The organism is Arthrobacter sp. MYb224, from assembly GCF_002975455.1.
GTDB lineage: Bacteria > Actinomycetota > Actinomycetes > Actinomycetales > Micrococcaceae > Glutamicibacter.
The window spans coordinates 58,400-83,313 of record NZ_PCPU01000004.1 but is presented as its reverse complement, the minus strand read 5'-3'; the positions used below and the strand labels follow the sequence as shown (position 1 = coordinate 83,313).

The following is a 24,914-nucleotide window of genomic DNA, read 5'->3' as shown; positions in this document are numbered from 1 at the left end:
AAGTCGATAAACGCGTAGGATCCCAGTATGAATCAAAGCGTATCTCCGGGTGGTGCCACGCCTCCTGCCGCGGTGCAGGTGGGCGCGGAACTCAACGACGAACAGCGCGCTCGTGCCCAACGGCAGCTCTCATTGCCCGGCTTCGGTATTGAATCCCAGTGCAGGCTCGCCCACGCGCGGGTTTTGGTCATCGGCGCCGGTGGACTCGGGTGCGCGAGCGTGCCGTATCTGGTCGGGGCCGGGGTGGGGACCATCGGGCTGGTTGATGATGATGTGGTCGAACTTTCGAATCTGCATCGGCAGGTTGCGCACACCACGGCGAACCTCGGCGTGGCCAAGACCTCGTCTTTGGCGCAGGCGGCCAGGGCGCTGGACCCGAGCATTACGGTTGTTGAACACAACCTGCGGTTGACCGCCGAGAACGCCTTGGAGATCTTTGCCGGCTATGACCTGGTAGTTGATGGGAGCGATAATTTCCCCACCCGCTATCTGGTTAATGATGCGGCTCAGCTCAGCGGGATTCCGTTGATCTGGGGATCCATCCTCGCCCATCATGGGCAAGTCAGCGTGGCTTGGCATGAGTACGGCCCGGGCTACCGGGATCTGTTCCCGAGTCCGCCGGAACCGGGCACCGTGGTGAACTGTGCCGTCGGCGGGGTGCTGCCGGGGCTCTGCGGAACGGTTGGTTCCTTGTTGGCCACCGAAACCTTGAAGGTGATCACCGGACTAGGCGATCTGCTCATTGGCCGGGTGCTGATCTATGACGCACTCGCCGGCCGCACCAGGGAAATCGCCTACGGCCGTGACCCGCAAGGAAATCCGGTGAGCGAATTGATCGACTACGAACTGTTCTGTGCCGGAGCGGAACCGCAACCCGAGGCGATCTCGGCCTCCGAGCTCGCGGGAATGATGCGTTCCGGTGATGCCCCGCGCTTGCTTGATGTGCGGACCTTGGCAGAACGCGAACAGCTGCGCATCGCCGGATCCCAGTTTGTGCCGTTGGATGAGCTTGAAGCGGCTTCCCAAGCGGAGCAAGCATTGGTCCTGCCCGGTAGCGGCGAGCTGATTGTCTATTGCGCCCGTGACCCCCGATCCATCCGTGCCGCACAGCTATTAGCCAAGCGCGGGGTGCCGGTGCGCTACCTTTCAGGTGGTATTCACGAGTTCGCCCCGCTTGCCCCGGAATTCACCGCGACGGATGCCGCGAAGGCATCAACAGACAGCTTGAAGGAGAACTCATGACCGAGTTGAACAATTCACTAGCCCGCATCAGCACTGAGGCCATCGATGAGTCCGCGGTTCGAGCGGCGGTGGACGGTCCGGACGCCGGAGCGGTGGTGATGTTCCATGGCATCGTACGCAACCATGACGGCGGCGAAAAGGTCCTGGGACTGGACTACTCAAGCCACCCGCAGGCCGAAGAGTTTCTGGCCAAGATCCTGGCCGAAGAGCAGGAACGCTCCGGGGTGCGTATGGCGGCGGTGCACCGCGTGGGGGAACTGAAAATTGGCGACGCCGCCTTGGTCGCGGCGTCCGCCGCCGCGCACCGTGGTGAGGCCTTCGCCGCCATCGAGGCTTTGGTTGAGCGCATCAAGCACGAGGTGCCGATCTGGAAGCGTCAGCATTTCGAAGCGGGAACCAGTCAATGGGTGGGTCTCTAAGCACGGAGACATCAGCCACCCGTTTCAGTCTTCTCGGCGCGGCTGAGGTGGCAGCAAAGCTAGATCTGCAGCCAAATTCGAGGGATATTCTCTTAGACCGGTGGTTTTCTGGCTTGGCGCACAGCGACAACAACCCACAAGGAAGCAAGCGCCAGCATCGCACCGCCTGGCCAAACCGTGCCGGTCGCCAACTGCCAAACACCCACGAGCAGGAAAAGCGCCGCGAGCACCGAGGCAGTTGTGGGTGAAACCGTGGATTTCTTCATGTCGCCAATTTCCGCTAAGTCCTAGATCCAGAGAGCTTCGAAAACGCCTGATTTTGCCACTCCCAGCAAACCGCCAGCGGCAGCAGCCAGTCACATGATATCTCTAGCTGCGGCGCATTTCCGTGTCCGGGTCAGCCACCGCCGCGGGTGTCGGCGCGGCCCGGCAATACGGGGTTTCCGCCATCGAGCCAGAGCCTGAAAACATATGCGCCAGCTCGCCGCACAGTGATAACCGTTCGAGAGTTGTAATTTGTACGGCACCGCCGGCGAGATGGCCGCACCTCGGCTTAGCGCCACGCGGCCGCAGGCCGTGCCGGCATCCTCGGACGAGCAACTGTGATGGATCGTGAAGTCGGCGCGGAAATAACTCGTGACGCGCGCGACATCGGCGGTAGCATGGCAAAGTACCGTTTTTGAAGGAGCCGAGCATGCAACTACGCCCAACGCTGGCGTTAGCCGGACTTCTTGTTCTGGCATTAAGCTCATGCGCAGCTAATGGCGGGATGGAAAACGCCGCACAGCCGCAGACCCAAATCAACATTTCGGCAGCAACCTCATTGCATGAGCCCTTCGAACAGTTGGCTCAGGAATTCCGGGAGCAGCACCCCGAAATTCTGCTCTCCGACATTAGCTACGACGGCTCCTCAACGCTTGCGACGCAGATCCTCGCCGGAGCGCCAACAGATGTTTTTGCCTCCGCAGATGAACCCAACATGGACGCGGTCCAAGAAGCCGGCTTGGCGACCACCGCGAGCATCTTCGCTACCAACACGCTGGTGATTGCCGTTCCCCATGGGAACCCGGGCAATATCAATGAGCTGGCGGACCTGGCAAAAGGCACCACGGTGCTCTGCGCTCCCGAAGTGCCTTGTGGCTCCGCGGCCAAGAAATTGCTAGATCTTGCCGGCGTGCAGGTTGAAGCTGCAAGCCTGGAACAGAACGTAGGCACCGTACTGGTCAAGGTTGCCACCGGGGAAGCTGACGCGGGGCTGGTATACCGCACGGAAATTGCCAATGAGCCGACCGTGGAAAGCATTATTCCTCCCGACGCTCACAAGGTCGTCAACTCGTATCCCATCTCGGTAGTCGACAATGCCAGCGATGACGAACAGGAAGTTGCCAAGCGCGAGGCTGCCGAAGTGTTCGTGGACTATGTCCTGAGCGAGCATGGTCAACAGGTGATGAGCGAATACGGCTTCGGAAGCCCGTCGACCTCCGCACAGCTGAAGACCGAGCAGAAATGACCGCCCAAGTAGATGTCGGCACCCGGGCGCCGAGCCTGGTATTGCTGCCCGCCGTATTGGCTGTGGCCTTGCTCGTATTGCCCCTGATGGCATTGCTGACGCAGGCCTCCTGGAGCACCTTGTGGGCGGATGTGACCAGCCCCCAGGCCTTGCAGGCCCTTGGCCTGTCGCTGCGCACCGGGCTGCTGGCTACGGTGCTGTGCACGCTGCTCGGAGTGCCACTGGCACTGCTCATTGCCCGCAGCTCCCCGCACGTTGCGCAGGTTCTCCGTGCATTGGTGGCGGTGCCCCTAGTGCTCCCGCCTATGGTCGGCGGAGTCGCGCTGCTGTTGCTCTTCGGCCGGACTAGCGGCATTGGACAGCTGCTGGAACAGCTCTGGGGGTTCACTCTCCCGTTTTCCACCGCCGCGGTGGTGATGGCGCAAATGTTTGTCGGACTGCCTTTTCTGGTGCTCACCGTCGAAGGGACCCTGCGTACCAGCGGCGCAGCCTATGAGCAGACCGCGGCCACGCTTGGTGCCGGACGCTGGATGGTGCTGACCCGAATTAGCCTGCCCTTGGCCGCACCGGGGTTGCTCGCCGGGATGATCCTCTGCTTCGCCAGGGCTCTGGGCGAGTTTGGGGCTACCGCGCTTTTCGCAGGCAATGCGCCGGGACGCACCCAGACCATGCCACTGGCAATCTATACGGCTTTTAATGGGGCAGGCGCCGGACGAGAATCAGCTGTGGCGCTTTCGTTGTTGTTGCTCGCGGCCGCGGTACTGGTCCTGGTTTGCCTGCGGGCGTGGCGTCCGGGGGCGTTGAAATGACCACCGGGCTTCAGGCAGCAATCCGTGTGACGCGACCAAGCTTCGAAATCGACGTGCAACTGGATCTTGAACCCCGGAAGATCCTCGCGTTGATGGGCCCCAACGGAGCTGGCAAGTCCACGATTGTGCATGCAATAGCTGGAATTCAGCACCTTACAGCCGGGCAGATTTCCCTGAACGGTACGGTGCTCTCCGGTCCCGGTGTGCACCTGCCGCCACACCGCCGAGCGATCGGACTGCTCGGGCAGCAGCCCAGGCTCTTCCCGCATTTTGACGCCGCGGAGAATATCGCCTTCGCTGCCCGCGCGGCTGGCCTAAGCAAACGTGCCGCCCAGCAGGTGGCGCACGACTGGCTTGAACGCTTGGGGCTCATGGCATTCGCGACGCAACGACCCGCCGCGCTTTCCGGTGGACAGCAGCAGCGTGTCGCGCTGGCTCGTGCCTTGGCCGCAGGACCGAAATTGCTGCTGGTTGATGAGCCGTTCTCCGCACTTGATGTCCAAGCGGCGGTGGAGATGCGCGAGCTGGTCCGTGAAGAACTCTCCCGTACCGGAACCACTGCGGTTGTCGTCTCGCATTCGGGGGCGGATGCGCTGGCCCTGGCAGAGCGATTATTGGTAATCGAACGCGGCGTGGTCGTTCAACAGGGGCATACGCGGCAAGTGCTTGCGGAACCCGCTACGGAGTTTGTGCGGGCCGTGGCCAATAGCGTTCCGGCGGGCTACGAGAGCGAACCGGAGAAGAGATGTTCCCCTTAGCCATGAAGCCAATGATTGCTTCGTCTGGCACCTTTCGAATATTTCTTGTTTCCGGGACTCAACAACTTTTGAAGGCAATGAAGGATGAGGAACGATGGGGATAAGCCCTGCAGAACATCTGGCGTGGATTCTTGACCGAGTCACTCCGGTAGCCACCAGCACGGTTGGCCTAGCCGAGGCGCGCGGAACGGTGCTTGCCGAGGATGTGTTCGCCGCTCACCCGCTGCCGCTGTGGGAGAACTCGGCCATGGACGGCTACGCGGTGCGCAGCTGCGATACGTCGAACGCTAGCGAGCAGCAGCCGATAGCGTTGAGCGTTGTGGGCGAAGTAGCCGCGGGAAGTTCCTGGGATGCGCCGCTGGAGCCGGGCCAGGCGGTGCGCATTATGACCGGTGCTCCCATCCCCACCCGCGCCGACGCGGTAGTGCGCGTCGAATCGACCATTGGCGATCAAGGCGAGAGCACCTGGGCCGATGACCTCGTGCGCGTATTCAAACCGGTTCAGCCCGGCCAAGAGATCCGCGCCCGGGGAGAAGACCTGGCCCGAGGCGCATTGGTGGCCCGCGCCGGAGACCAGCTGACCGCGGTGCGCCTATCGGCATTGGCCGCGGCCGGAATAGCCAAGGTGCTGGTTCGGCGAGCGCCGCGTGTTGCGGTGCTGGTCACCGGTGCCGAACTGCGGCCCCTCGGTGCTCAGCTGACTCGCGGTCAGATCCCGGAATCAAACTCCTTGCTCATTGGCGGGCTGCTGGCCGAGGCGGGCATCATCGAGGTCAGCGTGCAGCATTGCCCCGATGAGGTAGCCGAGGTGAGCGAAAGGCTGGCCGAACTGGGTTCGAGCTACGACGTCATCGTGAGCACCGGCGGGGTGGGCCCGGGCACACGGGACGTGATGCGGTTGGCGCTGGCAGATGAGGCAGAAGTTCGTGCCGTGAGGTTGGATGCCCGTCCCGGACAGCCGCAATGCACCGGGCGTTTGGCCGCCGGTGCGTTTGTCTTCGCGCTGCCGGGCAATCCGGTCAGCGCGGCGGTCGGCTTTGAACTGTTCGTAATCCCGGCGCTGCGTGCCATGCAGGGCCACGAGACATCCGAGCGTCCGAGATTGACCGCTACCGCCGGGATTGGATGGCGTGGATTCACCGGGAAGCTGCAAGTGCTCCCGGTTGAATTTGAATACGGGCAGTCTTTGCGCTGCTATCCGGTGGTGCACTCCAAGCGGGTGTCGCATTCCGTCGGTGGTTTCGGCGCTGCCCAAGGGTACGCCTTGGTCGAACCTGAACGCGGGGACATCGCCGAAGGCGACAGCGTGCAAGTAATCCGGATGCTTCCATGATGGCCGCCGACGCTTTGATTCTTGCCGGTGGCCGTGGGTCCCGGCTCGGTGGCCTGGATAAGGCCGAACTGCTCCTTGGCGGGCAGCGGCTGGTGGATCGCGTGGTGCGCGCTTGCCGGGAAGCGGTCAATGGCCAGGTGATCGTTGTGGGTCCCGAATCCGCTGGAACCCAAGCGGACGTGGTGCTGCGCGAAGAACCGGCATTCGCCGGACCGTTAGCCGCAGTTGCGGTGGGGCTTCGCGCGGTGACGGCTGACTGGGTAGTGGTTCTGTCTTGCGACCTGGAATATCCGGCCGCGGTCTGCGAGGCGCTTTCCGCGGCCATCGATGCTTCTGGGACGGATGGCGTGGTGCTGGTAGACGACAACGAGCGGACCCAGTGGCTTGCGGGTTGCTACCGCACCGAGCCGTTGCGCGAAGCCTGCGAGGCGCTGGGCGATGGCGTCGTCAATGCACCGGTCAGGCGGGCCTTCAACAACCTTCGGCTGAGCAGGGCCAATATTTCGGTGGAGAAATCGGCGGATATTGATACCCCCGAAGCCCTGGAAGAAGCCCGCCTGCGGCAAAAGGATTCAAGTAAATCGACGAAGCCAACTAAGTCTTAGCGAGCAAAGGAAAATAATCATGGCACAGCATCTCCCACCCGAGGCACTCATTCCGTGGCTGGAGGCCGCGGCCGAGGAACTCGGCTTGGACGCCAACGAGGTATCTATAGGCACGCTGCTCGACGTGGCCAAACACGTTGCCCACGACGTCGCAAGGCCAGCGGCCCCATTGAGCACTTTTCTCTTGGGCTTGGCTCTTGGCCGCGCGGAACCGGGCACCGAGCTGTCGGCGCTCGCCGAGAAGCTCAACGCACGGGCCGCGCGCTGGGCGGCCGAGCAGGAATAATCCCGCGTTGCTGGAGTTCCATCGCGTGCCTCAGCTCAACGCGTTGTAGCCACCCAATGGCAAGGTAGGCATCACCGGCTTCAGCGGACTAAGCATTGCCGTGTACCGCCTCCGGGCGCACAATCGGGAGATGACTAAATATCTGATCTCGTTTCCGAGCCGGGCCATGGTGGTTGCGGACGAAGAGTTGCCGCGTGTCGCCGCCGATGCCCGTGCGGTGATTTCCGAGGCCAAAGCGGCAGGCGTCTATGTCTTCGGTGGTGGCATCGAGGAACGCGTCGATCCGGTACTGGTATCGGCAGATGGTTCGGTGAGTGACGAAATCTATTCGGGCTCGGAGCTCAAAGGCGGATTTACCGTGCTGGAGGTGCCCACCCGCGCGGAAGCGCTGGGTTGGGCTCGAAAGATCGCGGTGGCCTGCCGGTGTGCGCAAGAGCTGCGCGAATTCGCCTATGACTCGGCGAGCTAGCCCCGCACCACTGTAGACTCGTGACTTATGGCAATCGGCGCGACAATACAAACTTTCGAAGTCCAACTGGCTGATGTGGATCGCGGTGTTTACGAAGATCTCTCATTGCGTGTGGCACAGCAAGCCTCGGAGACCGACGCCTATCTGGTGACCCGGGTTCTCGCCTACTGCCTCGAAGCGGAGGAAGGCATTGCATTTTCTGCCGGAGGGGTATCCACAGGGGAGGAACCGGCGGTGCTGGTCAAGGACCTCACCGGAAGCATCTTGGCCTGGATTGAGGTAGGCGCCCCGGATGCCCAGCGCCTTCACCAAGGCAGCAAACGCGCGGAGCGTGCCGCCGTGTACACGCACCGCGAACCGGCGAAGCTATTGGCCTCGTGGAAGGGCAAGACCATCTACCAAGCCGATGAAATTGTTGTCCGTTCCTTTGACCCGGGCTTCATCGATTTGGCGGCCAAGGCCCTCACCAGACGCAACACCATGTCGGTTTCGGTGACCGAGGGGCAGATCTATCTCGAACTCAACGGCAGCAATTTTGAGACGCAAATTCACGAGCATCACATCGAGTAGCGACCGCAGAAGGTAAAGCACGCCTCCAGCGTAAATATCATTCTTGACCGAATGAATTGGCCTGCAAAGGCATCCGGCATGGCAATCGAACTCCAGCCCAATCCAAAGACCGATTGCCTCCGTTTTATAGAATATTAGCCCGCGGATTCAAGAGGAAGAGGCTATGGCCGTGCGACCTCGATCGCTATATCGCGGGCCCCTCATCTTCCATATCTTTGACTCTGGTTTTCCTTTTTTACGCCCCGGACCCCGTGGCGAGGTTTGCCGACCATGAGTCCAGCAGTGAGCGCAGTTGCTCCGGCTGCACATCGCTGACCTTCGCCTCGCTCATCGCAAGCCCGAAGGCAGCCCAAGGCAAGTTGGCGTTCTCGGTGCGCACCATGGCGCTGTGTTCATCGAGCGGCCGGATCTCGAACCACCGGCCGATGCGCGGTGCCAGCTCCTCGGCGCTGGCATGCACTCGCGCGCTGATCTGTTGCTGTCCGGATCCGCGCAGCCCTTCGCGGACAAACTGGGCTGCATCGCCGCCGGGAATCTCCCGCGGCGCAAAGCGCAGTGCCCGCGCCACGGCGTTCTCGGCTCGATCCACCCGAAAGCTGCGCCAATCCGCGCGATCCAGGTCATAGGCCACCAGATAGTAGCGGTTGCCCACATTGACCAGTTTGGCCGGTTCCACCCGCCTTGAACTGGCGATTCCCTTAGCGTCGCGGTAGTCGAAGGCCACCCGTTCGCGGTCGCGGCATCCCTGGGCGAACACCACCAGCACCTGGGGGTCCACCGGTTCTGGAACAGAGTGCTGCGAGTTCAGTGGGACGGTGCTGGCAGCCAATGCCTGGGCCCGCTGCCGTAACCTGGCCGGCAGCACCGGGACGACCTTGGACAGGGCGCGCAATGCGGCTTCGGCTACCGCGGAAGAACCGCCATGCACGGTAGATTGCAGGCCAATGACTAGCGCCACGGCTTCCTCATCGTCGAGTACCAACGGGGGCAGGGCAGCGCCGGAAGCCAGCTGGTAGCCGCCACCCACCCCGCGGTCAGCCTGCACCGGGTAGCCGAGGTCGCGCAGCCGGTCGATATCCCGGCGCACGGTGCGCAAACTGACTTCCAGCCGCTCGGCCAACTCGTCGCCGGACCAGTAGCGGTGGGTCTGCAGCAAGGAGATCAAACGCAAGAATCTGGTGCTGGTACTCATGTAACCAGTCTGCCTTGATTTAGGACAAAAACTGACACTTATTGCTTTTAAGCTTGTAGATATCAGCTGGAAATACCGGCTGAAGCTGATGCCAGGAGGCAACAATGAGCACCATGGCCACCACCGAAACCACCCTGAGCGGGGAACGCGCCGACCTATTCCAGGCGTTGGCCAACGCCCGGCACTTCCTGCGCTTCACCGTCCGCGGACTCAGTGATTCACAGGCTGCACAGCGCACCACGGACAGCGAACTGACCCCGGGCGGCCTAATCAAACATGTGACCGCAGTGGAAAAGCAGTGGCAGGAATTCATCGTCAAGGGCCGGGCCGCCATGGCCTGGGACGGGGCAGACTTCAGCAAGATGCCACCCGAAGCAATGGAAGCTTTCCAGAACGAATTCCGCATGTCGCCCGAAGAGAGCTTGGATGAGCTGCTGGAAAACTATGCGCGGGTCGCAGCCCGCACCGATGACCTGCTGGCAGAGGTAGACATGGACACCGTCCACGAATTGCCCCAGGCCCCATGGTTTGTCGATACCCATTGGACGGTGCGCCGCACATTGCTGCACATCATCGCAGAAACCACCCAACATGCCGGGCATGCCGACATCATCCGCGAATCCTTGGACGGACAAAAAACAATGGGCTAACCGCCGAAGCCGTTTGCGTCCCGACATTGGCGGCAAAGAAGGATGGGTTCATCGGGTTGATCTGCGAACGTGCATTGCAAGTAACCTTAGAGAGTTCCGCATTACCCAGCCTCGAATGTTGCCTTGCCAGCCTTCGCGAACTAGCTACTGGCAAAGAAAAACCCCGAGAATTCAATGATTCTCGGGGTTTTCGCTGGCGGTGACGGTGGGATTTGAACCCACGGTACGGGGTTACCGTACACAACATTTCGAGTGTTGCACCTTCGGCCGCTCGGACACGTCACCAGACCTGATAACTCTATAACGAACCTTTCGAGAACACCAAAACGAACGAGGCGAAAAGCGCGGTTAGTGGCTCGAAACACATATGCGTGCTTGGTCAGCCGCGTTTGGATCGGAAGAACTCGCGCAGCAGGTCCGCGCACTCTTTTACCTTGACCCGTGGGTATACCTCGACCCAGTGGTTCAAGCGGGGTTCGCGGACGATGTCGAAGACCGAGCCGCAGGCTCCGGCCTTCTCATCCCATGCGCCAAACACCAGCCGGGGGATGCGCGAAAGCACGATGGCTCCGGCGCACATGGCGCAGGGCTCGAGCGTGACGACCAGGGTGCAGTCTTCTAATCGCCATCCGTCGGCGTTGCCGTCTGCCTGTAGTTTTTTGACTGCGTTGCGGATGGCCACGACTTCGGCGTGAGCCGTCGGGTCAAAGTTTGCTTCGCGCTCGTTGCGTCCGGTAGCCAGCAGCTTGCCTTCGGGGGAGATGATGACCGCCCCGATCGGGACATCATCGGTGTCCAATGCGGCTCGGGCCTCTGCGAGGGCGAGGTCCATCCAAGTCTCGTGTTCGTGCGCCATAGTGCCTTTACCTTACGTGTTTTAGCGTCGTCGGCGCATGCGCTTGGGGACTAGCTCTCCTCAAAACACCGATAGGCCCTGGCCATAGGGACCGCAATCCCGCTGATTCCTGTTTAGTTGGGCACATCAAGGAGTTTTTCCGCCGGAATTTCGCGCTTTTATCTCGTTTGCTTCATTGGTGGGCTGATAGATTTCTACTTATGCGCGTACAGGTAGTCGACCACCCATTGGTGGCACATAAGGTTTCAGTTCTTCGAGACAAAGATACTCCGTCCCCGATCTTCCGCCAGCTGACCGACGAACTGGTCACCCTGCTGGCCTACGAAGCAACCCGCGAGGTGCGCACCGAAGAAGTCGAGGTAGTCACCCCGGTAGCCACCACCACCGGAATCACCTTCGCCAAGCCAACCCCTTTGGTGGTGCCGATCCTGCGTGCGGGCCTGGGCATGCTTGAAGGCATGACCCGACTGGTGCCCACCGCCGAGGTCGGCTTCCTGGGCATGGCTCGCAACGAAGAGACCCTGGACATCATCACCTACGCCGACCGCGTGCCAAACGACCTGTCCGGTCGCCAGGTTTTCGTGCTGGATCCGATGCTGGCCACCGGCGGCACCCTGGCCGAGGCGATCAAGTTCATCTTCGAGCGCGGCGCCGAATCGGTGACCTGCATCTGCCTGATCGCGGCCCCAGAAGGCGTGGAGCGCTTGAAGGAAATTCATGGTGCCGACGAGCGCGTTCACATCGTGCTAGCCGCGATGGACGAACGACTGGACGAGAAGTCCTACATCATCCCCGGGCTCGGAGATGCCGGCGACCGTCTGTACGGCGTCACCCCACCGATCGTCTAGGCGCTCGTCGCTTAGCCTGCGGTTTCGCCGCTGGCGGGCTTTTCGCCCGCCAGCGGCAAGCGCACCTCGAAGAGCGTATGGCCGGGCTCTGAAGTCACCGAAATGGTGCCCCGGTGTGCTTCGACAATGCTCTTGGCAATGGGCAGCCCGAGTCCGGTAGTACCGTCCATTCCGGAGCGGGCCTTGTCGGCGCGGGTGAATCTTTCGAAGACCTTGGGCAGGAACTCCTCGGAGATCCCCTCTCCGGTGTCCTGCACCTGCAGCACCGCCTCGCCGCTTTCGAGATCTTGCCCCACGCTGACGGTTACGGAGTTGCCGGCCGAGGTGTGCTTGCGTGCATTGGCCAGCAAGTTGGTAATCACTCGGCGCAGGGAGGACGAATCGGCATTGACTGTGGTCCCCGGTGCCTGGCAGGCGAATTCCCAGAGATGGTCATCCGCGGTGGCCTTGAAATCTTCGGTGATATCTGAAGTTAATGCACAAAGATCCAGCGGCTTCATGGTGAACGAGGTCTCCTCGTCCAGCCGGGCCAAGAGCAACAGATTTTCTACCAGTGAACCCATGCGATTGCTTTGCTGCAGTACTCGATCCACCGAGCGCCTGCCATCGGGGGAGAAATGCTCGGTTGCCGACAGCAATTCGGTGTAGCCGCGAATTGCCGATAGTGGAGTGCGCAACTCATGCGAAGCATCCGCCACGAATTGACGCATCTGGTCCTGAGATTTTTCACGTGCGGTCAGCGCGGTAGATACGTTGTCTAGCATGGCGTTCAGGGCGCGTCCCACATTGCCAACTTCGGTGCCTGGAACGGCATCCTCGGAAGCGACTCGCTGGGTCAGCTCGACCTTGCCCGATTCAAGTTCTTCGGCGGCTACCGAGGAAGCCACCGCCGCGACGCGTTTGAGCGGGGCGAAGGAACGGCTAATGAGCCAGGTTCCCACCAGACCGGTGCCGATCACCAGGCTGATCGCGATGAACAGCGTCAGCCACGCCATTTCGAGCAGCGTTTGATCCGTGGAATCCAGCGGCAAGCCAACAATCAGCACGCCTCCGGAGCCAGGATCTGGAACCGCCGAGAGCAGATAGTCGCCCACGGACAACGAGCGGCGTACGGGTTCTGCATTGACCTCGATGGTCACCAGGTGGATGGCGTCATCCTGAGAGAGCATGACTCGTTCGCCATGCTGGTCAAGCACGTCTCCGGAGAAAACATAGCGATCCACGAAGCGCGCGGTGAGGGTGCCCGCGGCCTGTCCGGGCGCATAGAGGCGTTGATCCGGACGGGCTAGACCCACCGAGTAGCTACTGGCTCGTTCCACCGAGGCCTTGAGCTGTTCGTCCAGCTGGTCCATGAGCGTCTGGCGCATGCCGGCATTGTAGAGCAGCCCGAGCAAGACGCAGACTGCGGTCAGCGAGCCCAGGAGGATCATCAGCAGTTTGCGCTGCAGCGCGAGTGGTGAACTTGGCCTGAGGCCGGTGGGAAATGAACTCATGCAGCGGGCTTGAGGACGTAGCCCACACCACGCACCGTGTGGATCATTGATTCGGCGTCGACATCGATCTTTTTGCGCAGGTAAGAGATGTAGAGCTCCACAATATTTGCTTGGCCGTCGAAGTCGTAATGCCAGACGTTATCGAGGATTTGCGACTTGGAGACCACCCGGCGGGCGTTGTTCATCAGGTAGCTGAGCAGATCAAACTCTGTTGCGGTCAACGAGATCGAGCGTCCGGCGCGGGAGACGTCGTGTGAATCCAGATTCAGCACCAGATCGCCAACTACGAGTTCTGCGGAGTCCGCGGTAGAGGCACCGGAGCGTTCAACTAGACGGTGCAGGCGAATGAGTACTTCTTCAAGGCTGAACGGTTTCGCCACGTAATCATCGGCGCCGGCGCCCAAACCTTCGATCCGGTCCTCGACCGCATCCTTCGCGGTGAGAAATAGTACGGGGACTTCTGGCAGATAACTGCGAACCTTGCGCAGCACCTCGGGGCCGTCAAACCCTGGGAGCATCCAGTCCAGAACCAGAACATCCGGGGAGAGCGAGCGCGCTGTGGCTACGGCTTCCGGTCCGTCGTGGGCCATCGTTGCTTCCCAGCCAAGCATGCGAGTACCCATGGCCACCAGTTCCGCCAATGATGGTTCATCATCGACGACTAGGACCTTGATGGGTGTGCCATCTGGATGGGTCAGCCGGGGTAATTGCGCGGGAGAAAAACGTGAATCGCTCATGTTAACCAGCTTCTCCTATTGTCATTGGGCTACTTTATGATTCAGCTGTGCAACAGCTATGACTGTATGTCGAGTTTATGCGGGAATATTCCGTTCGGGTAGCGGTTAATTTGGTCAAATGCCGCAATGCACGAATGTTTGACCTATGGACTACCCGTGAACCTGAATGAATATTCATGACTGTGAATGGTATGGTCATTCTGCATATTTTGGCGGCTGATATTGATCATTCCGATTAGTTAAGCGCTTAGATACCCGATAATTGCCCAAAGTGTCCTCCATCACTTTTGGACGGATCTGTCTCACATGCTGAACAGTGGCGACCTTTGTTACTTGCAAGTTTCGAATGTTACGGGGAATACTTGGTGTGTGAGTACGGCGCAGATCAACAACAGCAATCAGGGTAGAGGCCCTGAGGGTACGCTTGCGTGCTGTTGTCGAATGCTCGGCGTCGGTGAAATTGGATCGATCGGCTGAAGTAATAAGCGATTGAGTCCAGGTGCACCGACGGGAAACCCAACTGCTGTTCGTGAAAGAAGGTCGCGGGCGGCGCAAGCAAAACCCGAAGCATTAACGCCAAATCACTTGGCCTTCGCACGAAAAGGAAGTCATCATGTCGGCTGGATCCGGATACGTACACGTTTCAATTCGCAACGCTCAGAATCGAGCGGCGGCGGCACAGCGCGCCGCTGCTGGTAGCGGAAGCTATGCTCCGGCCGGCTATCGCCCGCTGCGTGCGGTCAACAACGTTCATGAAACGCGTGAACCGATGACTCAAACTATCGCCACACCAGTGCAGTCCTCTGGCACGCCTAGCGCGGACACCAGCGCTCGTGGTTTCGTGCTGTATGTCGGTTTGGATGAAGCTGCTGCCCAGGCTCAGGGAACCTCGCTGGGAAAGCTGGCAACCCAGGTTCGCGCATTCCTGGCGACCTTGTCACCGCAGGCGCAGACCCATGCCGCAGTAGCGCTGGCGCCAACCAGCGCGCAAGGCGAGCCAATTGACGTCGTGCGCCAGGCGCTGGGCGATCCCACCCTGTCACGCCGCCCGCGTGCCGAAGCGCGTCCAAGTGCGCCACGCCCATCCGGCGTGCTGATCGATCTGTCCCGCCGAGAGGTTTACCTCGATGGTGAAACGCTGAACCTGACCTTCAAGGAATTCGAACTGCTGAATTTCTTGGTGGAGAACGGCACCCGCACCGTGGGCCGTGAAGAATTGCTGGAAAACCTGTGGCGCAATGCCGAGGAGATCCCGAATGAGCGAACCATCGACGTGCACATCCGCCGCTTGCGCTCGAAGCTGGGTCGCCTGGCTAACACCGTGCGCACCGTGCGTGGACAGGGCTACCGCTTCTACGAGCACCCAGAGGTAGTCGTCTGGGCCGCTCCGGAGTACTCAATCTAAGTAGAACGTTTTTTCGCTGAGGCGAGCAAACCACCCTGGTTTGTTCGCCTCAGTTTTTTTTAAGTTCCGCGCATCTAAGCTTGGACTATGAATACTATGCAGCGCCGTCGGCTGATTCTCATGCGCCATGGAAAGTCTGACTACCCGCTGGGAGTGAGCGATCATGACCGCCCGCTGGCCGCTCGCGGCAACCGCGAAGCCCCGGCCGCCGGTGCCTGGCTGGTGGAGAATGATCTGATACCGGATTACATCATCTGCTCCGACGCGTTGCGCGCTAGGGCAACCTGCGCCTGGGTGCTCTCGGAGCTCGGCGAAAAAGGTCCAACTCCGTACGTCGACTCGCGCGTTTACGGCGCAGGGGCCACCGCCTTATGCTCAATTATCAACGAGGTCCCTGATACTGTCTCCACCTTGCTGGTCATCGGACACCAGCCGACGCTCCAGGACCTCGCGCTGCGTCTGGCCTCGGCGCAATCCGATGAGGAAGCAGTCTACGAACTGGCGATGAACTATCCGACATTGGGCACCACGGTGCTGGAAACAGACCATTCCTACTCACATTTGGATGCGCGTGATGCGCGGGTCACACATTTCATTGCCCCGCGGCCTGAATGAGAAGATTCTCATGAGGAATTTTTAAAGACCCTTGTCAGTCTCGTAATACGAGCTGTGTTGGCTTTATGAGGCGTTCATGAGAACGCCCTCATCATTTTCTTCCCAAGGCCTCAGGATTGATTCATCTTCGGTTCATCTTCGCTCGCTTGACTGATATTCATCGAGCCAAACGGCCGACTGAAGATGACGGTTTTCCGCTCCCCGGGAACCGAAGTGAGAAAGGCCGAAGCCATGGGCATCATTGCAGAGATCATCCCGAACGAGAGCACCGAAACCTACACCATCAAAGAAGCTCGGATTGCGATCGATGCCCTCCGAGCCAGCACCATCAAGGCGGCCTACACCACGCGCTTTGTCGCAGCCGAACTCTCCCGCAATCCACAGGACTTTCAGATTGTCTCCAGCTCGGGCATGGCTCCGCGCTCGGGTGATGTGGTGATCGCCAAGGTTTCCGAGCTTGGCAAGCACAAGGGCCTGCAGTCGCCGCACGCGCGCCGCCAAAAACTCTTTGTCGGCCAGGAAATCATGGTGGCCTACGGCCACCGCTACGCACCGGACCAGTTCCTTTCCCATGTACCGACGGATCTTGGGCCATGCGAGCTGGTTGCCGGTGGCGGACTAGCCTCACGCGTGGAGCAACAGCACGCCTCGATTGACAAGGCCACCGAGATTGAGCCGGTCGGTCTACTGACGCGTGGCGGCAAGGTCGTCACGCTCAGCGATTTCGCTCCGCTGAGCGTCCAGAACCCCTCGGTTAACGTCACCTCCCGCATCGCGGGTAAGCGTCCACCGGTGATCGCGGTGCTCGGAACATCGATGAACTCCGGAAAATCCACCACCCTCGGTTGCCTGGTCAACGGGTTGAGCAACGCTGGACTGCGGGTCGCCGCAGGCAAGGCGACCGGAACAGGCGCGGGGAACGACCCGAACCTGTTCACCGACGCCGGCGCTTTCAGCGTCTGCGACTTCACCGACTTCGGCTACCCCACCACCTACCGGTTGGACTATGAAACCGTTCGCGAACTGCTGATCTCGATGATCAATGAGCAGAGCGCCTCCGGCGCCGATGCGGTCATCATCGAGATCGCCGACGGCTTGTTCCAGGGCGAGACCTCACGACTGCTCCGGGACCCGGTATTCAAGGAACACGTAGACCGTGTGCTGTTCAGCGCCCAGGATGCGCTCGGCGCGAAGGCGGGAGAAAAAATTCTCCTGGACGCAGGGCTCGACCTCGCCGCGGTTTCCGGGGTGCTCACCGCTTCCCCGCTGGCGGCCTCGGAAGCGCGAGCCCACATGGACACCGAAATTATCGACACCTATGACCTGTGCGACCCACAGGTGGCCAGCGCCCTGCTGCCGACCCGCTAGGAGGCCCAATGACCGGCTCGCAGCCAGTAGACCCACCCGCCAAGGAACCTTCGCTCCCGGCGTTGCTGGCGCCGGGGCGACGCGGGCTGTTGGCTGCCCTGCTGGCGCTGGCACTGGGTGTCGGGGTGCTGTCCATCGCCATCGCTTGGCAGGTAGGCCAGCTAGCTTCGGCCTTCAGCCTCGGGGCACTGTCCTGGGTCATCGTCCTGTCCCTGGCATTTTTCTGTGCGAAGTTTATCGAACGAGTGCTGGCCGAAAGGCTTGGCCAGCACTATGTGGCTCAGCTGCGCGGATCATTGATATCGCATGCCCTCAAGGCTCGCCGGGGACCCTCGGTGGGGATCACCGTGGCGCGTTCAAGCAATGACCTGTCCTCCATCCGCAATTGGGTCACCCAGGGAATTGTGCCGTTGATCGCGGGCATCCCGCTGATCGTTTTCGCCGCGCTCGGCTTGGGAGCCCTGCACCCACTGCTGGCCGCGGCGCTGGTACTTCCGGTCCTGCTGGAAGTTGGGTTGCTCGCGTTCTTGGCCCGAGGGGCCTTGCGCACCGCACGAGTGCTGCGCAGGCACCGGGGGAATCTTGCGGCACGGATCGCCGACACGGTCACCGCGGCCACCACCATCGCCGCGGGCGGAGGCGTGCGCCGCGAGGTCGAGCGAGTCGACCGAAGCTCGCAGAAAGTCGTTCAGGCCGCCGTGGATCGCGCAAAGTATGCCGGCGCCTTGCGGGCCGGATCGCTGACGGTGCCGTTGTTGGGCACCGCGCTGGTGGTGGCTGCCGGCTCCTGGGCGGGCCTTGGCGCGGGGACCTTGGCCAGCGCCTTGACGTTGATGGGGATCTGCGCAGGGACCATGGGCGAATGGGGGCGCATCGTTGAGTACCGGCAAAACTATCGAGCCGGCCGACGGATTATTGCTCCGCTGCTGCACGCAGAGAAATCCTGGAGCATCGCGGAGCAGAAAATGATCTCCACCCGAGAGGTGAAGGACCTGAACCGCAAAGAAATCACCGTGCGGATCCGTCCCACGGCACCGGGCTTGGAGAACTGGCCGGTGCTTCGAGCGCACGCAGGGCAACGGATCCAGGTGGTGGGGCCCGGGGCAGAATCCGGAGCACTGCTCGAATCTTTGGCCACCGGCAGGATCACCGCCCACGGCGATTCGCTCGGCGGGTTGTGGATCGCCGAGGGACGCAGCGAGGACCTTCCGGCTACCGAACGACGTAAGCTGATAGGCGCAGCGTTGAGTTCCATGGTTCCCGAACGCGGCACCATCATCCGTGCGCTGACCTACCGGCATCCGGGGTCTTCGGTGAAACGCGCGCTGCGCGTGGCCGCCGACTGCGGGCTAGAGCTCGGCCCGCTCCCCGCCGCGGAGCGCACCATGTTGCGTCGTGGGGGAGAACCTCTGGACTCCGCACAGCGCGCCTGCCTGATCATGGCACGCGCCCTGCTGAGACAGCCGCCGGTATTGATCCTCGACCCGGTGCTCAACCGCCTGCCGAGCGCCGCCCGCGAAGCGGTGATTCGAAAACTCAACGAATATCCCGGAGTGGTGATTTTCCAAGGAGAAATTCCGGGGCTCGAAGCAACCGGCACGTGGCAGGCACCGCTGCGCGTCGGAGCCCATGCCGAGAACCCGGCCCCGCTGGAAGACGCGGAATAGCCAAGCCGAGGATGCTCGCCTAGGACGCCACATGCTGGTGGGTGGCAAGCAAACCGTCAACGCTGTACAGCACCGCGTTGAGGGTGGCTTCGCGATCGGCCACGTTGTCCGAAACGGTGCGCATACGTGCGGAGAACAAGGCCGCGCCGAAGATCGCCGTCGCGGCTGGCTGCTTTTCCTCGGGAGCCAGGATGACCAGGCGATCCAAGACTTCAATGAGGGTCGAGGTGACCCGTGAATACACCGGGGTAATCTGGTCGCCCCAGTCGCTTTCGGGCCGCAGCTGTTCGCTGATCCAGATTTGCGCGAATGACGGGTATTTCTCGACGAATTCAACGGCGATAGTGGCCATTGCCCGCAAAGCCTCGCGGGGGTCGGGCTTTGCCGCGGCCTGATCCAGCTCGGCGACCAGCATATCGGCACCGAATTCCAGAACCTGGCCGATCATCTCGTCCTTGGAACCAAAGTTGTAATACACGGTCCCCTTGGAGACCCCTGCCATTTGCGCGATCTCGTCCACCGACACGGCGTTGGGGCCACGGGCGCCGAGCAGCTGCATCGAGGCCGCGAACAGGCGCTTCTTGGAGGCGGTGGCCCGCACGCGGGGCCGCCCGCTAGGTGGTGTGGTCATACCGTCAGCTCCGGTTGTAGCGTCTTCAACGTCCAGGTCTTGTGCTTGCGCACCGCTAGGAAGCTCAACAGCAGACCCAGCAGCGTGTAACCGATGACCGGGAGGATGGTGGCGCCGAGCATTCCCAAGTCTGCACCATACATCACATGTCGCAACGCCACCACGACATTGCTCATCGGCAGAACCTGGTGCAATACCTGCAGTGGTGCCGGCAACGTTTCCCAAGGGAACGTGCCGCCAGCGGTCACCAGCTGCAGGACCATCAGCAATAGCACCACAAACTTACCTGCAGCACCCAGCAAGGCGCAGATTCCCTGGATCAATGCGCTGAAGCACAGTGCGGCGAGAAGGAACAAGCCCAAGGTCAACCATGGGTGTGCGGGTTCCAACCCGACGGCGAACACCACCACCGCGTAGAGCGCGGTGCACTGGATGAGCGAAATGAAAGCAAAGGGAAGCCATGCGCCCAACGCGATCTTCCAGCTGCTGCCGTTGGAAGCCAACGCACGGTTATTGACCGGGCGCATCACCTGGGTGAGGATGAACGTGCCAATCCAGGTAGCGAGGGTCATGAAGAACGGTGCGAGCCCCGCACCATAGGCGCTGGCCTCGGATTGCGCATGGGAGTTCACCCGCAGCGGGTCACCGATGACGTCGGCTAATTGCGCCGAAGTTGGCGAGTCGGGGTTTGGCACCTGGCCCACACCGCTGTCCAGGCCCTCGGATAGATCGCCCGAGCCGTCTTGCAATTCGCTTGCGCCATCGCCGAGCTCGCTGACTCCTTGGTCCAGCGTGATAAGTGAATCGTGCAAGGTGGTGGTTCCGGCGGCCAGGTCCTTGGCCCCGGCATCGAGCTTGGCGCTGCCTTGGGCCGCGTCTTCGGTACCTGCTAGTGCGGATTTCTGGCCTTCTGCCAGGGTGGAGCTTCCCGAAGCGAGCTTTGCGGCTCCGTCGGAGAGTTTGCTGCCTCCATTCGCGGCGGATGAGATGCCATCGGCAAGAGCGGGAACGGCATCGTTGAGCTTGCCGGTGCCTTGGGCCAGGGTGTGCAGTCCGGAAGCCAGCTGCTTATTGCCGTCGGCAACCTGTTCGGAGCCATCGGCGAGTTTATCCAGGTCGTTTTGCGCCGCGGTGAGTTTCACGTTGACGTCTTTGACCTTGGAGTTCAACTGCTGGGTGACCGTGGAATTCTCCACGGTGGATTGCAGCTGAGTGCCGATCTGGTCGGCCTGCGCCTGGGTGAGCGTTCCGGATTCGACCTGCCGTGCAAGGAACGCGTTGGTGTTTTGCTGCACCTGGTCCAGCCGGGATTCGGCATCCGCCTGCAGATCCCGGATGACCGCAATTGCCTCGTCGGCCGTGGCGCTGAGCTCGGCGTTTCCATTGGCTACCTGACGCGATCCGGCGGCTAGTTGATCTGCCGAGGCAGCGGCCTGCTGGGCTCCGTCGTTGAGCTTGGAAACCGAGCTGGGCAGGGGGGCCGTCTTTGACTCCAGGGTGTCTAGCCCGCTGCTGAGCGTTTTCGCCCCGGAATTGAGCTCGGCGCTGCCACTGGCCAAGTCATCTGTGCCAGCTACGAGCTTGCCTTGCCCGTCAACGAGTTTCTTGAGGCCGCCGGATAGCTGGCCGGTACCGTCATGCAGGGTTTGTGCGCCAGCTTCAAGTTCGGCGCTGCCGGTCACGAGCTGCGTGGTGCCGTCTTGGAGGGTGAGGACCCCATCCGAAAGAGAAATCGTGCCGTCGTAGAGTTTCTTCGCGCCATCGGCCGCCTCGTCCATCGAATCGTGGATGTCGACAAAGCCGGCAATCATCCCTTCGGCGGTTTCGGTGCCGACTTCTTTGGAAACCGAATCACGCACTTCATTGGCCAGGGTCTTTGCGAAATTGCCAGCCATGAAATTATTGGCGTCATTGGTAGTTAGCTCCAGATTTGCCGCATTCGCGCTTTTCAGCTCCGCCGGGGAAGTCAACGAGGCGGAAAAGTCTTTCGGAATGGTCATCGCGAATGCGTAGTCACCGTGCGCAACTCCGTCCAAGGCGGCTTCTTGCGAGTCGACTACCTCCCAGCCGAAGGTGGAGTCTTCGAGCAGGGAATCAACAACTTCGTCGCCGACATTTGTGGCTTCACCCTCGCGTTCGGCGCCTTCATCGAGGTTCACCAGAGCTGTTTTGACGCCATCCAGATTCGACTGCGGATCCCAATTGCCATAGAGGTAGAGGGCTCCGTAGAGCAGCGGTACGCAGGTGACCGCGATCAGTGCCAGCTTTGGCAAGGTTCCACGGGTCATGCGCTTGAGCTCGGAGAGAGCTAGGCCCAGAGTCGTCATGAGTTAGTCCTTAGTCGTGGGTGGTTCAAGTGGAAGCTCGGCTTCCTGGGAAGGCAGAGCTACTCGCGCTTCGGCGGCCACGGTTTCCCCCTCCGGGGCTTGGCCTTGCTCGGCCGGAGCTTCGTCGGAAGAGGATTCGTCCGAAGTATTTTCCGCCGGGTCTGCCGCCGGCAGTTCCGCCATCTCGGTGCTGGGTTCAGGGTGCTGCGCGAGCGGCGCCCGGCTAGTTTCCGCGTCTTCAGCCTCAGACCCGGTAGCGGAATCGTGCACCGGTAGTGCTGAATCCAGCTGTGGAACTTCGTCGGTAAACGAAGCGTTTTCTGGCATGTCTTGGGTTTGCCCGATGAAGGCCACCGGCCCATCCCAGCAATCTGGAATGCGTGAGACCACGGCAATAACCGCGAGGTTCCGGCGAGTTCGGGTAAACCGCTCGAGGGTTTCCAACCAGCTGGTTTCTTCGATGCCATGGCGGTCGGGGGAGTCGAAGACCAGAGCATCAACGTCATGGTTCTCTAATGCCAAGCGCGTGAGCAAGTTGATGCGAGTCAGCGCATCGACCGCGTCGATCCAGCTGCTGGCGATGTCTTCGAAACCATGCCGAGCCAACCATTTCTTGCTCCGGGCGCGGCGCCAAAGGGGTGCAGGCACCAAGGAGAGGTCTTCGCTGACAACATCGCGAACCTTCAGATGGGCCTCTGGTTCATTGATCTGGGGTGCGTCGAGTAGCGCGCTGTGTGAGCGTATTTCCTTGAGTCGTGAAGCGCCATCCCAACTCAACTCACCTGCGCTGGGCTTCATGCGGCCGGAGAGCATCAACGCGGTGGCGGTGCGCGCGCTCTGCGAGTCTGCGACGACGAGCAGCAGCGAACCGCGGTTGGCTGTCAGCGAGGTGGCATCGACAAGTTGGCTGTGGCGCCCTTGGAAGCTCATTGAATTAGCAATTAACACACTTCCACACTAATTGAACTGACCGGTCAGTTCAATTAGTGTGCTAGTTTCTTTGCTCACCTCTGGACGTGACGTGGCTCATGGACTTGGATAGTTCATGGACCAACAACCGGTCGCTGTTTATAGATTCACCAAGAGTTCATAACTGGCTGATTGAATCGTTTGCGGGTCGACCGCGCGCTACCGCGCTGCGGTACTTACAACGAATTAGGACTATCCATGAAGAAGCGCGCTACAACAGCGTTCGCGGCTACCTGTTTGGGTGCCGCGCTGGTGACCGGAACGATGGCTCCAGCCTCCGCCGTCGAGCCCGAAGTCGAGCTGACGTCCATCGAAGAAATCCAGGGCACCGAAGATGCTACCGGCATGGCTGGCCAGCAGGTCAGCGTCCGAGGAGTAGTAACCGGCGCCTACCCCGAAGGCGGCATTCGCGGTTTCTATGTGCAAACTGCAGGCTCGGGAAGCGAAATTTCCCCGGCCGGAAGCTCTGCAATCTTCGTATATTCTCCCGGCGGCGTGGGCAAGGTAGCCGTAGGTGATCACGTTCAGGTCTCCGGCGAGGTCAGCGAATACTACGGCATGACCCAAATCAGTGCCTCGGACCAAGCGGTCGAGGTGCTGGTCGAACCAGCCGAAGCCATCAAGCCTTTGGCCATCGACATCCCGGCAGCCGATGCCGAGCGCGAGCGTTTCGAGGGGATGCTGATGGATCCGCAGGGACAATGGACCGTGGCCGACAACTACCGGCTGAACCAGTACGGTGAAGTAACCCTTGCCGAGGGAACCAGCTCAATTATCGAGGGCGAGCGCACCTTGCGCCAGGCCACCGACGTCTTCGCTCCTGGAAGCGACGAAGCCCAGGCGCTGGAGGCCGAGAACCAGGCCCGTGAGCTGGTCTTGGATGACGGGGCCACATTGAATTTCCTGGGGGCGAAGGCGAACAAGCTCGTCGAGCTGCCGTATATCTCCGCGGATCAGCATGTCACCGTGGGCAAGCAGGTGAGCTTCACCGGCCCGGTAATCATGGATTACCGCTATGATTTGTGGCGCCTGCAGCCGCAGGGGCAAATTGTCGGTGCCGAGGACCCGGATATCCCGGTGAGCTTTGAGCAGGTCACGCAGGATGCCCCGGCAGCCGTCGGCGGCAACGTGAGCGTGGGCAGCTTCAACGTGCTGAACTACTTCACCACCACCGGCGATCAGCTTGATGGGTGCAATTACTATACCGATCGCGAAGGAAACCCGATTTCGGTACGAAGCGGCTGCGATGCTCGCGGTGCGGCCAGCGCCGAAAGCCTCGAGCGCCAGCAGTCCAAGATCGTCACGGCGCTGAACAAATTTGATGCCGACGTGGTCGTGCTGGAGGAAATCGAGAACTCCGCCCGCTTCGCTCAGGACCGCGACGCGGCGCTGAAGATCCTGGTAGCTGCCTTGAATGAGGCTTCAGGGCAGGAGCGTTGGAGCTTCGCGCCAAGCCCCGAAGAACTGCCAGCCGATGAAGATGTCATTCGAACCGCAATGATCTATCAGCGCGACGCGGTCAAGCTGATCGACGAGTCGGTGGTCTTGGACGATGCGGCCTTCGACAACGCGCGTGATCCACTGGCCCAGGCATTCCAGCGCGTGGGCGGCAATTCGAAGACTCGCTTCCTCGTGGTCGCCAACCACTTCAAGTCCAAGGGGTCCGATCCAAAAGACGGTTCGGCCAATGCCGACCAGGGCGACGGCGCCGGAGCATGGAACGCAGCGCGCGTGGAGCAGGCTCACGCGGTAGTGCGTTTCGCCGAAGGGCTGAAGGATTCGCGCAACACCGACAAGGTGCTGCTGGCCGGCGACTTCAACTCCTACTCGGCCGAGGATCCCATCAAGGTGATGACCGATGCCGGCTACGTTAATCTGGGTGCCGAAGCGAGCACTCAAAGCTACCTCTTCGGCGGTCGCACCGGTTCGCTTGACCATGTTCTGGGTTCGGCCGAAATTGCCGACAAGGTCACCGGAGAAACGATTTGGAACATCAATGCCACCGAATCGGTCGCCTTTGAGTACAGCCGCTACAACAACAACGTCGCCCAGCTGTTCTCGCCTGACCAGTTCCGCTCCTCGGATCATGATCCGGTGCTCGTGGGGCTGCAGCTGAACAAGAAGTAGGCCTTGAAAATCCGGCGGGCCCACTTGG

At 61.1% G+C, this 24,914-nt stretch carries 25 protein-coding genes and 1 tRNA gene; 17 read left to right on the top strand and 9 right to left on the bottom strand.

The genetic code is table 11. From position 1 onward, the window contains the following. The first annotated feature begins 27 nt into the window (after positions 1-27). Complete coding sequence (locus tag CQ017_RS08935) at positions 28-1,242, top strand: ThiF family adenylyltransferase (RefSeq protein WP_105553422.1); 1,215 nt, start codon at positions 28-30, stop codon at positions 1,240-1,242. Continuing rightward, positions 1,239-1,661 carry a molybdenum cofactor biosynthesis protein MoaE gene (locus CQ017_RS08930; protein ID WP_105553421.1) on the top strand — a complete coding sequence of 141 codons (423 nt, stop codon included), beginning with the start codon at positions 1,239-1,241 and terminating at the stop codon, positions 1,659-1,661. The genes CQ017_RS08935 and CQ017_RS08930 overlap by 4 nt, the downstream gene beginning before the upstream one ends. A 92-nt stretch (positions 1,662-1,753) precedes the next feature. Here CQ017_RS08930 and CQ017_RS18095 read toward each other — a convergent pair whose 3' ends face one another. Beyond that, positions 1,754-1,927, bottom strand: coding sequence for a hypothetical protein (locus CQ017_RS18095; RefSeq protein WP_181148428.1), 174 nt, complete (start codon positions 1,925-1,927; stop codon positions 1,754-1,756). Between the two features lie 503 nt (positions 1,928-2,430). Between CQ017_RS18095 and modA the strand changes: the two genes are divergently transcribed. The 8 genes from modA to CQ017_RS08890 all read left to right on the top strand — a co-directional run bounded on the left by modA (position 2,431) and on the right by CQ017_RS08890 (position 8,001). Next, complete coding sequence (gene modA / locus CQ017_RS08925) at positions 2,431-3,171, top strand: molybdate ABC transporter substrate-binding protein (RefSeq protein WP_258133562.1); 741 nt, start codon at positions 2,431-2,433, stop codon at positions 3,169-3,171. Then, positions 3,168-3,980 (top strand): ABC transporter permease, encoded by an 813-nt coding sequence (locus CQ017_RS08920; protein WP_105553419.1) that lies wholly within the window; start codon positions 3,168-3,170, stop codon positions 3,978-3,980. The genes modA and CQ017_RS08920 overlap by 4 nt, the downstream gene beginning before the upstream one ends. After that, a complete protein-coding gene (locus tag CQ017_RS08915; protein ID WP_105553418.1) occupies positions 3,977-4,738 on the top strand; it encodes a sulfate/molybdate ABC transporter ATP-binding protein in 762 nt (253 codons plus the stop codon). Before CQ017_RS08920 ends, CQ017_RS08915 begins: the two co-directional genes overlap by 4 nt. Before the next feature lie 94 nt (positions 4,739-4,832). Continuing rightward, positions 4,833-6,071, top strand: a complete 1,239-nt coding sequence (gene glp, locus CQ017_RS08910) for a gephyrin-like molybdotransferase Glp (RefSeq protein WP_105553417.1) — start codon at positions 4,833-4,835, stop codon at positions 6,069-6,071. After that, the gene (locus CQ017_RS08905) at positions 6,071-6,676 is read left to right on the top strand and encodes a molybdenum cofactor guanylyltransferase (RefSeq protein WP_181150520.1); all 606 of its coding nucleotides are present in this window, start codon (positions 6,071-6,073) and stop codon (positions 6,674-6,676) included. Before glp ends, CQ017_RS08905 begins: the two co-directional genes overlap by 1 nt. Positions 6,677-6,695: 19 nt before the next feature. Next, complete coding sequence (locus tag CQ017_RS08900; protein ID WP_105553415.1) at positions 6,696-6,962, top strand: DUF6457 domain-containing protein; 267 nt, start codon at positions 6,696-6,698, stop codon at positions 6,960-6,962. Between the two features lie 130 nt (positions 6,963-7,092). Further along, positions 7,093-7,431, top strand: a complete 339-nt coding sequence (locus CQ017_RS08895; RefSeq protein ID WP_105553414.1) for a YciI family protein — start codon at positions 7,093-7,095, stop codon at positions 7,429-7,431. Between the two features lie 27 nt (positions 7,432-7,458). Beyond that, positions 7,459-8,001: a YaeQ family protein gene (locus CQ017_RS08890; protein WP_096285421.1), complete on the top strand. Its 543-nt coding sequence runs from the start codon at positions 7,459-7,461 to the stop codon at positions 7,999-8,001. 235 nt (positions 8,002-8,236) lie between these two features. Here the strand turns inward: CQ017_RS08890 and CQ017_RS08885 are convergent, their stop codons facing one another. Beyond that, positions 8,237-9,193, bottom strand: coding sequence for a YafY family protein (locus tag CQ017_RS08885; protein WP_105553413.1), 957 nt, complete (start codon positions 9,191-9,193; stop codon positions 8,237-8,239). A 104-nt stretch (positions 9,194-9,297) separates the two neighbouring features. On the opposite strand from CQ017_RS08885, the gene CQ017_RS08880 reads away from it, so the two are divergent. Continuing rightward, a complete protein-coding gene (locus CQ017_RS08880) occupies positions 9,298-9,843 on the top strand; it encodes a DinB family protein (RefSeq protein ID WP_219843924.1) in 546 nt (181 codons plus the stop codon). Positions 9,844-10,037: 194 nt separating this feature from the next. Here CQ017_RS08880 and CQ017_RS08875 read toward each other — a convergent pair. Both CQ017_RS08875 and tadA read right to left on the bottom strand, forming a co-directional pair. Continuing rightward, positions 10,038-10,128, bottom strand: a tRNA-Ser gene (locus tag CQ017_RS08875). A 94-nt stretch (positions 10,129-10,222) separates the two neighbouring features. After that, positions 10,223-10,699, bottom strand: coding sequence for a tRNA adenosine(34) deaminase TadA (tadA, locus tag CQ017_RS08870; RefSeq protein ID WP_105553412.1), 477 nt, complete (start codon positions 10,697-10,699; stop codon positions 10,223-10,225). A gap of 200 nt (positions 10,700-10,899) precedes the next feature. Here tadA and upp point away from each other — a divergent pair, with 200 nt between their 5' ends. Next, complete coding sequence (gene upp / locus CQ017_RS08865) at positions 10,900-11,547, top strand: uracil phosphoribosyltransferase (RefSeq protein ID WP_096285410.1); 648 nt, start codon at positions 10,900-10,902, stop codon at positions 11,545-11,547. 11 nt (positions 11,548-11,558) lie between these two features. Here upp and CQ017_RS08860 read toward each other — a convergent pair whose 3' ends face one another. Together CQ017_RS08860 and CQ017_RS08855 are read right to left on the bottom strand one after the other, a co-directional pair. Beyond that, positions 11,559-13,040, bottom strand: coding sequence for a cell wall metabolism sensor histidine kinase WalK (locus tag CQ017_RS08860; RefSeq protein ID WP_105553411.1), 1,482 nt, complete (start codon positions 13,038-13,040; stop codon positions 11,559-11,561). Continuing rightward, complete coding sequence (locus CQ017_RS08855; RefSeq protein WP_096285408.1) at positions 13,037-13,777, bottom strand: response regulator transcription factor; 741 nt, start codon at positions 13,775-13,777, stop codon at positions 13,037-13,039. The genes CQ017_RS08860 and CQ017_RS08855 overlap by 4 nt, the downstream gene beginning before the upstream one ends. A 613-nt stretch (positions 13,778-14,390) precedes the next feature. On the opposite strand from CQ017_RS08855, the gene CQ017_RS08850 reads away from it, so the two are divergent. The 4 genes from CQ017_RS08850 (at position 14,391) to CQ017_RS08835 (ending at position 18,832) form a co-directional block, all read left to right on the top strand. Beyond that, on the top strand, positions 14,391-15,182 hold the full coding sequence (locus CQ017_RS08850; RefSeq protein WP_105553410.1) for a winged helix-turn-helix domain-containing protein: 792 nt from the start codon (positions 14,391-14,393) through the stop codon (positions 15,180-15,182). Positions 15,183-15,269: 87 nt separating this feature from the next. Next, positions 15,270-15,797, top strand: a complete 528-nt coding sequence (locus CQ017_RS08845; RefSeq protein ID WP_105553409.1) for a histidine phosphatase family protein — start codon at positions 15,270-15,272, stop codon at positions 15,795-15,797. Between the two features lie 213 nt (positions 15,798-16,010). Then, positions 16,011-17,165: a DUF1611 domain-containing protein gene (locus CQ017_RS08840; protein WP_258133561.1), complete on the top strand. Its 1,155-nt coding sequence runs from the start codon at positions 16,011-16,013 to the stop codon at positions 17,163-17,165. An 8-nt stretch (positions 17,166-17,173) separates the two neighbouring features. Next, positions 17,174-18,832, top strand: a complete 1,659-nt coding sequence (locus CQ017_RS08835; protein WP_105553408.1) for an ABC transporter ATP-binding protein/permease — start codon at positions 17,174-17,176, stop codon at positions 18,830-18,832. Positions 18,833-18,851: 19 nt separating this feature from the next. Here CQ017_RS08835 and CQ017_RS08830 read toward each other — a convergent pair whose 3' ends face one another. The 3 genes from CQ017_RS08830 to CQ017_RS08820 are packed head-to-tail and all read right to left on the bottom strand — an operon-like array spanning position 18,852 to position 22,720. Continuing rightward, the gene (locus tag CQ017_RS08830; RefSeq protein WP_105553407.1) at positions 18,852-19,463 is read right to left on the bottom strand and encodes a TetR/AcrR family transcriptional regulator; all 612 of its coding nucleotides are present in this window, start codon (positions 19,461-19,463) and stop codon (positions 18,852-18,854) included. Beyond that, entirely contained in the window at positions 19,460-21,790 is a 2,331-nt protein-coding gene (locus CQ017_RS08825) for a YhgE/Pip domain-containing protein (RefSeq protein WP_105553406.1), read from the bottom strand. The genes CQ017_RS08830 and CQ017_RS08825 overlap by 4 nt, the downstream gene beginning before the upstream one ends. 3 nt (positions 21,791-21,793) lie before the next feature. Next, positions 21,794-22,720, bottom strand: a complete 927-nt coding sequence (locus CQ017_RS08820) for an ABC transporter ATP-binding protein (RefSeq protein WP_105553405.1) — start codon at positions 22,718-22,720, stop codon at positions 21,794-21,796. A gap of 237 nt (positions 22,721-22,957) precedes the next feature. On the opposite strand from CQ017_RS08820, the gene CQ017_RS08815 reads away from it, so the two are divergent. Beyond that, positions 22,958-24,886, top strand: a complete 1,929-nt coding sequence (locus CQ017_RS08815) for an ExeM/NucH family extracellular endonuclease (protein WP_105553404.1) — start codon at positions 22,958-22,960, stop codon at positions 24,884-24,886. Positions 24,887-24,914 lie beyond the last annotated feature (28 nt).